Raw genomic sequence first — 4049 nt, forward strand, 5'->3', positions numbered from 1 at the left:
ACTGTAGTGATAAACTCTTCAACGGGCATGACTGAAACCTTCTTTTTTGCTTTTTACTGCTTTTAATAGCAGAAAGCAGGTTCAGTCATGTCTCCTTATGCAAACCTAAAAGTCGCACATGGCGTAAGTTGAATGTTTTGATTGCGGTCAGTACCCGTCGTTTTTATACCTGTAAAGAAAAGGTAAAACCGTCTGCAGGCAATAACCTGAGAGGTCTGGTGGCAAATATGGGGAATCGAAAAAGATGATGGCGGGCAATACCACTGTATATAGTTCGATGGTACTATATTTTTCCAATGAAATTACACATAGAGAGTCGTACAACAAGTGCGTTACCTGACTATTTCCTGAAGATGTCTGGACGGGCGGTAGCGTTGACGCGATTCAGAGAAACGTTTTCATGCTTTTTTGATTTAATCGTGCCATTAGGGAAAGCGTAAGCGTATTTATTCTCAACATGAAAAAGTAAGTATCCGAAATCAAGACTACGCCTCATCCTTAATACATCATCGTTTCAAGTCACCATTTTCAACAGTACAGGTGATAACAATGCACGACACTCATAGCAAGGTTATTGGTTACGTTCTCTGGATATTTGGCTTCCTTGGTGCACACCGCTTCTATTATGGAAAACCGGTAACCGGCACAATCTGGTTGTTCACTTTTGGTCTATTCGGCATAGGTTGGCTGATCGATCTTTTTCTTATTCCATCAATGGACCGAGAGGCCGACCTTCGTTTCCACAGTGGCCAGTATGATTATTCTGTTACCTGGATCTTGCTGACATTCCTTGGTGTTTTCGGCATTCATCGTATGTACCTGGGAAAATGGATATCCGGAATTTTGTATCTGTTGACCATTGGCTTTCTTGGCCTTGGTGTTATTTATGATTTTTGGACGTTGAATGATCAGGTCTCGATTAAAAATTTCAATTATTCTGAATCATAAAATTGAAAAAGTGCGTTTGAAATTTCAGGTCAGAATTGAGAGTCAATTTTTTAATCTTTGATGTTTTCAAGATACAAGACCCGCCCCCAGTTCCTTGGTGTTAGGGTATTACGCATAAATATAGATTCAAATCTATGGAGGGATCATGAGAAAAATGTTTATTTTTGTAGTAATACTTGGCTTTTCAACTCCGATTTATGTTAGTGCAGAATTATTTAAACATAGAGATGCGGGGATTGCTGAAAAACTGGACTTTAGAATAAACGCTTCAGGACTATGGCACGCAAAAATCGGATTCATTGAAAGATTTAATGATTATGGGGTGGATGTTGAAAATCAAATACCTAAATTAATTGATTTTGGAATCACAGGAAAAGTCGATGTGGCTAGTGAAACTTGTCAATGGACAGTAAAAATTTTCCCTGAGCCAAACATGAGTAACAATGAAATGTTTGGTGGCTTAGTAAAGTGTAGAAATAAAAAAACATTTAAATTTATTGCTTGGAAAGATGGAGTTGCTGATGCGTATTTTCCAGTTAAGAATGGAGTTATGAAAATTAGTTATACAAAAAGGCCTAACTACAAAAACAACAACAATTCTGGAGAAAATTGGTAGTGAGAAAGGTGGCAGGGAAAAGTGTCAGTTCTTTCTCTGTGAATGCAATATTAAAGAACAGCACCTAATTTCCCTTTAATTATGTAGTCTCTTTCTCAAAGAGGCGTTCACACATTGATAATCCCCATCTGGCAAACGCCTGTATTCGCCAGAGGATAAATACCATGAGCAATACCTTTTCCGACCGCCTGGCCACTGCCATGAAACTCAAGGGCGTAGAAACCCCAAGTGCCCTGTCCCGTGCGACGGGCATTGAGCGCAGCTACATGTACCGCCTGGCCAGTGGCAAAATTGATAATCCCCATAAATACGTCGAGCGTCTGGCGGATGCCACGGGTGTCTCTGCGCACTGGTTGAGCACCGGCATCGGTGACCCTTATGACCCGGAACCAGAGCCAACCAGACCCAGGCCACTGAATGCCGCCATGCTGACTCATGTTACCGTCGTTCCTCCGGAAGGCGACTGGTACGAAGTGACGGCTCGCGTACCGGATATATTTACCAGCGAGCAGCACAAGCCCCGGGATAAGAAACTCTACGAGTATTACTATGTGCCGGAAACCATCGAATGTTTTACCGGCTTTACCCTGTTGGTGGTTGAGCGGGAGTTACGACCAGGGCCAGGACTGTTTCTGGCTCTGCGTGAAGAGAATGGTAAAAAGCAGTTGTGCAGTTTTCTGATCAGCTATAAAGGTCTGGACCAGACCAGCACCCGACAGCCGGATATGCAGACCATCGGACGAGTGCGGATTATGGATTACTGGGAGTTGGAAGTTAAGCGTTGAAGTGGTTGGATTACCGAACAGAGTCCAGCTTAAAAAAGGTGTTGGCATATTTTGCTCTGATCAGTTATTCACCGCTGGTTAAAAAATAACCATTCTGTTTTTATACCGTATTTTCCAGTGTTTCCCTGACTATCCCACGGGTTGTTCACCGAGTTATCCACGGAATTAGTGGACGATTAACGTTATTGGGGGGTTGGTCGGGGCTGTGCTATTGGCGTCGTTGCTTACATTACATTTGGTATGCATTTCCACGCCAAGCGTGCCGATCGTTTGCATCTTTAATCCCCCTGACACCTCGATTTTTATTTTCATTTTTCAGACAGACCTCTCAACCTGACGACAGATTCCTTACAGCCCAAGGCACCAAGATGGTTTTGATATTGTGGGGTATACCGAACTATGGTACTTTTTGCTACGCTCCATAGCCTGAAGTACAAACGCGAATAGCGGAAAATACACAAAAGATTTGTGACCGTAAGAGGCCAGATCACCGGGAGCTTGAGTCCAGGTAACGGGTATGAGCAGGCAAGGTTAACAAAGTAGCCGCTTCAAAGGCGATGGGCAGAGTCAGGATGAAGTGCAACCCAGGGTCGGGAATTGCAAGGCAAATATTTTGCAGCAGTAGCATGTTAATAATCCTTTTACATTAAGATTCCCTGGGGGACGAGAAGTGAAAAAACAACAAGGTTTTACGTTGATCGAGCTGATGATCGTTGTGGCGATTATCGGTATTCTGGCCGCTGTAGCGATTCCTCAGTATCAGAATTATACGAGGAATGCATCAGCTGCCGCTTTGATTTCTGAAGCCTCGTCAATGCGATCGCAAGTGACAATATGTATGCAAACAGATACGTCTAGTAACTGTGCAACAGCTCTGAATCCACTGACTGGCGATAATGTTGCAGTAGCCGCTTCTGGAAATGATATTACCATTACCGGTACTGCCGTAGCTCCCTTAGGCGGCACTTTAGTTTATACATTTGACTCTGCAGGTTCTCAAACTTCCGTAGTTTGTAACAATGGAACTGACCCTAACAACAATTTGTGTGGGACTAATGCAATTGATCAAATAGGAGCAGTAAGTGGCACAACGGGTGGTACAGGTAATACTGGTGATGGAAATACTGGTGATGGAAATACTGGTGATGAAAATACTGGTGATGAAAATACTTAGTTCGTCTCGATGCTGAGTTGAAGTCATTCACACATTTCTGACCTCGTTCCCACGCTCCAGCGTGGGAATGCATACCCGCTAAATTCCCTTGACCTCGTTCCCACGCTCCGGCGTGGGAATGCATACCCACTATACCCCCCTTCCCAATTTATCCTCCCTTGGAAAAATTTTCCGGCAGAATAAGCTCTAACTACAAAAAAACACCAGCAAGTTTCTTCGTAGGTACTGTGTGTCTGAGATATGACAAAATTCTAAATAGACGACAATGGTCGTAAATGTGAAATGATAGAGAGATTATGAAGGGACAATTAGAGATTTAAGGAGTTTATGAAGGGCACTGGCACGCCCCCTGGGGAGGATTGTGCCAGCTAGGCTTCCTTCTGGTGAAGCTTGATGGGAATAATACTTAAAATTGATAAAAATTCAACTATCTATTACTTAACTTATATTCGTGATGTTAATTCTGTCGGAACTCTTCAATTCTATATAAGAAGACGCAAAACCCAACCCCCGTATGCTGTTGGGT

The 4049-nt window shown here is 43.0% G+C and carries 5 protein-coding genes; 4 read left to right on the top strand and 1 reads right to left on the bottom strand.

Annotated features, from left to right (window positions below; all coding sequences use genetic code 11):
- Nucleotides 1-549: 549 nt before the first annotated feature.
- The 3 genes from AK963_RS26280 (at nt 550) to AK963_RS26290 (ending at nt 2349) form a co-directional block, all read left to right on the top strand.
- Nucleotides 550-948 (top strand): NINE protein, encoded by a 399-nt coding sequence (locus AK963_RS26280; protein ID WP_066018313.1) that lies wholly within the window; start codon nt 550-552, stop codon nt 946-948.
- Nucleotides 949-1093: 145 nt separating this feature from the next.
- A complete protein-coding gene (locus tag AK963_RS26285; RefSeq protein ID WP_066018314.1) occupies nt 1094-1564 on the top strand; it encodes a hypothetical protein in 471 nt (156 codons plus the stop codon).
- A 164-nt stretch (nt 1565-1728) separates the two neighbouring features.
- Nucleotides 1729-2349 carry a helix-turn-helix domain-containing protein gene (locus AK963_RS26290; RefSeq protein ID WP_066018315.1) on the top strand — a complete coding sequence of 207 codons (621 nt, stop codon included), beginning with the start codon at nt 1729-1731 and terminating at the stop codon, nt 2347-2349.
- Nucleotides 2350-2836: 487 nt separating this feature from the next.
- Here AK963_RS26290 and AK963_RS33725 read toward each other — a convergent pair whose 3' ends face one another.
- Nucleotides 2837-2977, bottom strand: a complete 141-nt coding sequence (locus AK963_RS33725; RefSeq protein ID WP_175404670.1) for a hypothetical protein — start codon at nt 2975-2977, stop codon at nt 2837-2839.
- A gap of 42 nt (nt 2978-3019) precedes the next feature.
- Here AK963_RS33725 and AK963_RS36740 point away from each other — a divergent pair, with 42 nt between their 5' ends.
- On the top strand, nt 3020-3523 hold the full coding sequence (locus AK963_RS36740) for a pilin (protein ID WP_066018316.1): 504 nt from the start codon (nt 3020-3022) through the stop codon (nt 3521-3523).
- The last annotated feature ends 526 nt before the right edge of the window (nt 3524-4049 follow it).

Source organism: Endozoicomonas atrinae (genome assembly GCF_001647025.1).
Classification (GTDB): Bacteria; Pseudomonadota; Gammaproteobacteria; order Pseudomonadales; family Endozoicomonadaceae; genus Endozoicomonas; species Endozoicomonas atrinae.

Excerpts from the sequence above, each read along its gene's own strand:
- AK963_RS26290 (WP_066018315.1), top strand. The coding sequence starts at position 1,729 with ATGAGCAATACCTTTTCCGACCGCCTGGCCACTGCCATGAAACTCAAG.
- AK963_RS26285 (WP_066018314.1), top strand. The coding sequence starts at position 1,094 with ATGAGAAAAATGTTTATTTTTGTAGTAATACTTGGCTTTTCAACTCCG.
- AK963_RS26280 (WP_066018313.1), top strand. The coding sequence starts at position 550 with ATGCACGACACTCATAGCAAGGTTATTGGTTACGTTCTCTGGATATTT.
- AK963_RS33725 (WP_175404670.1), bottom strand. The coding sequence starts at position 2,977 with ATGCTACTGCTGCAAAATATTTGCCTTGCAATTCCCGACCCTGGGTTG.